This is a genomic window from Saccharomonospora halophila 8, from assembly GCF_000383775.1.
Lineage (GTDB): Bacteria > Actinomycetota > Actinomycetes > Mycobacteriales > Pseudonocardiaceae > Saccharomonospora > Saccharomonospora halophila.
On the sequence record NZ_KB912554.1, the window covers coordinates 56,554 to 60,153 of the forward strand.

Annotated in this window: 6 protein-coding genes; 4 read left to right on the forward strand and 2 right to left on the reverse strand. The window is 71.8% G+C overall.

Features of this window, described 5'->3' with window-relative positions:
* Positions 1 to 292, reverse strand: a 292-nt coding sequence (locus tag SACHA_RS21760; protein ID WP_039738815.1) for an Ada metal-binding domain-containing protein, incomplete at its 3' end; no start/stop codon positions are given.
* Positions 293 to 388: 96 nt separating this feature from the next.
* On the opposite strand from SACHA_RS21760, the gene SACHA_RS0111845 reads away from it, so the two are divergent.
* The 4 genes from SACHA_RS0111845 to SACHA_RS0111860 all read left to right on the forward strand — a co-directional run bounded on the left by SACHA_RS0111845 (position 389) and on the right by SACHA_RS0111860 (position 2,983).
* Positions 389 to 658, forward strand: coding sequence for a hypothetical protein (locus SACHA_RS0111845; protein ID WP_019809945.1), 270 nt, complete (start codon positions 389 to 391; stop codon positions 656 to 658).
* A gap of 36 nt (positions 659 to 694) precedes the next feature.
* Entirely contained in the window at positions 695 to 1,777 is a 1,083-nt protein-coding gene (gene ychF, locus SACHA_RS0111850) for a redox-regulated ATPase YchF (protein WP_019809947.1), read from the forward strand.
* Positions 1,778 to 1,845: 68 nt separating this feature from the next.
* Positions 1,846 to 2,079, forward strand: coding sequence for a FitA-like ribbon-helix-helix domain-containing protein (locus SACHA_RS0111855; protein ID WP_019809949.1), 234 nt, complete (start codon positions 1,846 to 1,848; stop codon positions 2,077 to 2,079).
* A 61-nt stretch (positions 2,080 to 2,140) separates the two neighbouring features.
* Positions 2,141 to 2,983: a PhzF family phenazine biosynthesis isomerase gene (locus SACHA_RS0111860; protein ID WP_019809951.1), complete on the forward strand. Its 843-nt coding sequence runs from the start codon at positions 2,141 to 2,143 to the stop codon at positions 2,981 to 2,983.
* Here the strand turns inward: SACHA_RS0111860 and SACHA_RS0111865 are convergent.
* A partial coding sequence (locus SACHA_RS0111865) for a LysR substrate-binding domain-containing protein (RefSeq protein ID WP_019809953.1) occupies positions 2,973 to 3,600 on the reverse strand: 628 nt, incomplete at its 5' end. The two genes, SACHA_RS0111860 and SACHA_RS0111865, sit on opposite strands and share 11 nt — an antisense overlap.

Here is a 3,600-nt window from a genome sequence, read left to right on the forward strand (position 1 = left end):
CGGCCCGGACGTTCCACTCGGGCGAGCCGGGCACCGCGTCGGGCAGGCACCGGCGGCACGCCCGGTAGCCGTGGGTCTGCGCGGCGGCGGCCGTGGGGAAGAAGTCGACGTTGCCGCGCTTCGGGGTCATCGCGGGGCAGGACGGCCTGCAGTAGATGCCCGTGGTGCGCACCGCGACGACGAACTGCCCGTCGAAGCGCGCGTCGCGGGAGCTCACGGCCCGGTAGCAGCGCTCCGTGTCACGCCACACGGCCCCGGACGGGGTCGGGGGGTCGCCGGTGAGCGGGATCATGCCTCCGATCGTGCCACCCGGTCAGCCCGGTGGCTCGCGGGAATCGGACATCGCCGCCGAGGTGCGGGGATCGTCGCGGGGTTCTACGGTCGTCCCATGACGAAGCGGATGCAGCGCACCTCGTTCCGTACGGCCGTCGCGGCCGCCACCGCGGTCGCGGCCCTGGGTTTCTCGGCCGCCTGCGAGGAGCCGGTGCGGGAGGACAACGGCGGCGACCAGCAGGAGCAGGAGGACAACGGCGGCGGCTACGGCAACGAAGGTGGCGAAGGCAACGAGGGCGGCGAAGGCAACGAAGGCGGCGAAGGCAACGAAGGCGGCGACGAGGGCGGCGGGGGCGGAGGTGACGCCGAGGAGGACGACGGCTGACCGGACGGGCATCCCCGGCACGTACACTGGGCAGTCGTGAGTCTGACCCTCGGCATCGTCGGCCTGCCCAACGTGGGCAAGTCGACCCTGTTCAACGCCCTGACCCGCAACAACGTGCTCTCGGCGAACTACCCGTTCGCCACGATCGAGCCGAACGTCGGCGTCGTGCCCCTGCCGGACCCGCGGCTGGACGAACTCGCGACGATGTTCGACTCGGCCCGGACCGTCCCGGCGACGGTGTCGTTCGTGGACATCGCGGGCATCGTCAAGGGCGCGTCCGAGGGCGCCGGTCTGGGGAACAAGTTCCTGGCCAACATCCGCGAGGCCAACGCCATCTGCCAGGTCATCCGCGTGTTCGACGACGGCGACGTCACCCACGTCGACGGCCGGATCGACCCGATGTCCGACATCGAGACGATCAACACCGAGCTGATCCTGGCCGACCTGCAGACGCTGGACAAGGCGTTGCCACGGATGGAGAAGGAAGCGCGGACGAAGAAGGAGAACCGGCCCGCGCTGGACAACGCGAAGAAGGCGAAGGAGATCCTCGACGCGGGCCGGACCCTGTTCGCCGCCCAGTCGGAGGTCGACATGGACGGGTTGCGTGAGCTGAGTCTGCTCACGCCGAAGCCGTTCCTGTACGTGTTCAACGCCGACGAGGGTGTGCTCACCGACGAGGCCAAGCGCGCCGAGCTGACCAAGCTGGTCGAGCCCGCCGACGCGGTCTTCCTCGACGCCAAGGTGGAGTCCGAGCTGCTGGAGTTGGACGACGAGGCCGAGGCGCTGGAGCTGCTGGAGTCGGTCGGCCAGTCGGAGCCGGGCCTGAACGCTCTGGCCCGCGCCGGGTTCCACACGCTCGGCCTGCAGACCTACCTCACCGCCGGGCCGAAGGAGGCCCGCGCCTGGACCATTTCGAAGGGCGCGACCGCCCCGGAGGCGGCGGGTGCCATCCACACCGACTTCCAGCGCGGGTTCATCAAGGCCGAGATCATCTCCTACGAGGACCTGATGGCGGCCGGATCGATGGCCGCGGCCCGCGCCGCGGGCAAGGTCCGCATGGAGGGCAAGGAGTACGTCATGTCCGACGGCGACGTGGTCGAGTTCCGCTTCAACGTGTAGTCGGGTGCAAGCCCACTGGCGCGGGCTGCTGTCATTATCGCGATCGCGCTCAGGGAGGTGGTCCGGCGATGGCATCCCTCGTCGTCCGAGGACTCGATGAGTCCGTGAAGCAGCAGCTCGCCACGCAGGCGAAGGACCACCGGCGCCCCATGGAGGCCGAGGTCCGCGACATCCTCACGAAGTCCGTGCGCAGGCCCCATATCGGCTTGGCGCTCATGCAGGCGGCGCGGGACGTCGGAGGGGTCGACGACCTCCCGATCCCGGGGCGGCGCGACGTCGCGCGAGCGGTGGACTTCGAGTGATCGTTCCCGACACGAACGCCATCTCGGAGAAGCAGCTCATCCCGGGGCAGGAGTGACAGGCATGGTCGACGTCGTTCGCTACGCCGCGTTCAGCACCGACCCGTCCGGAGGTAACCCGGCGGGGGTCGTCCTCGACGCCGCGGGTCTGGACGAGGCGCGGATGCAACGGATCGCCGCCGAGGTCGGGGACTCGGAGACCGCGTTCGTCACCGCGTCCGACCCGGCAACGGGGCGCTACACCGTGCGCTACTTCAGCCCGTTGGCCGAGGTCGCCTTCTGCGGGCACGCCACCGTCGCCACCGCCGTCGCGCTGGCCGAACGCCACGGGACCGGCCGCATGGTCTTCGCCACGCGGGCAGGCGAGATCGGGATCGGGACCGCGGGGGACGACACCCTCGTCGCCGGTCTCACCAGCGTGCCCACCCGCTCCCGGCCGGCCTCCTCCGACGAGGTCGAGACCGCGCTGCGGGCACTGGGATGGTCACCCGGGGAACTGGATGCGCGCTTCCCGCCCCATGTCGCCTTCGCCGGGAACGACCACCTCGTGCTCGCCGCCGGTTCCCGGCGGCGCCTGGCCGAGCTGGACTACGACTTCGACGCGCTCGGCGACCTGATGCGGCGGCAGCACTGGACCACCGTCCAGTTGTTCTGGCTCGAAGACGAGCACACCGTCCACGCCCGGGACCCCTTCCCGGTCGGCGGTGTGGTCGAGGATCCGGCGACCGGTGCCGCGGCGGCCGCGCTCGGCGGCTATCTCCGCGAACTGGGGCAGGTCACCCGGCCCCGGCGCATCACGGTCGTGCAGGGCGAGGACATGGGCCGTCGCGGCGAACTCCTGGTCGACGTCGCACCCGACGATCCCCGGGTCACCGTCACCGGTACCGCCACCCCGATCACGGATTAGCGACGTCGCGGACCCCTGTCGCCGCCCGGACGAGCGCGGCGACCGCCGGGGAGCGGCTGTTCGGCGGCCACGCGAGCACTGTGGTGACCTCCGGGGCGTCGACGACGGGCACCGCGACGTGGTCGGGCCACTGCCAGGCGCGGCTGGAGGCCGGGATGACCAGCAGCGTCCTGCCGAGTGCCACGAGCTGGGCGAGCTGCGACTGGCTGCGCACCTCCGGCCCGGGACCGTCCGGGTAGGACCCGTCGAGCCGGGGCCACCGGGCGAGCGGCAGGTCCGGCACGTCGCGGACCTCCGCGAGCGTGAGCCGCTCGCGGGCGGCGAGTGGATGCCCCGCGGGCAGGATCGCGACCTGGCCCTCGACGTGGAGTTCCTCGGTGTCGAACCCGGCGAGGTCGTCGAACGGTCGGTGCATGAGCGCCACGTCGGCGCGCCCGTCGCGGAGCAGCCGTGCCTGTTCGCCGATCTCACACAGCGAGACCTCGACCGGTGCCGCGCCGGGTTCGCCCGCGACCGCGGCGAGAAGCTTGCGCAGCAGCTCGTGGGAGGCCCCGGACTTCGACACGAGCACCAGCGGCCGCTGCGGATCCCCGGCACGGCGCGTCCGGCGCGCGGCG

Coding starts and splice junctions, on each gene's coding strand:
- SACHA_RS0111845 (WP_019809945.1), top strand. CDS start 389: ATGACGAAGCGGATGCAGCGCACCTCGTTCCGTACGGCCGTCGCGGCC.
- SACHA_RS0111855 (WP_019809949.1), top strand. CDS start 1,846: ATGGCATCCCTCGTCGTCCGAGGACTCGATGAGTCCGTGAAGCAGCAG.
- SACHA_RS0111860 (WP_019809951.1), top strand. CDS start 2,141: ATGGTCGACGTCGTTCGCTACGCCGCGTTCAGCACCGACCCGTCCGGA.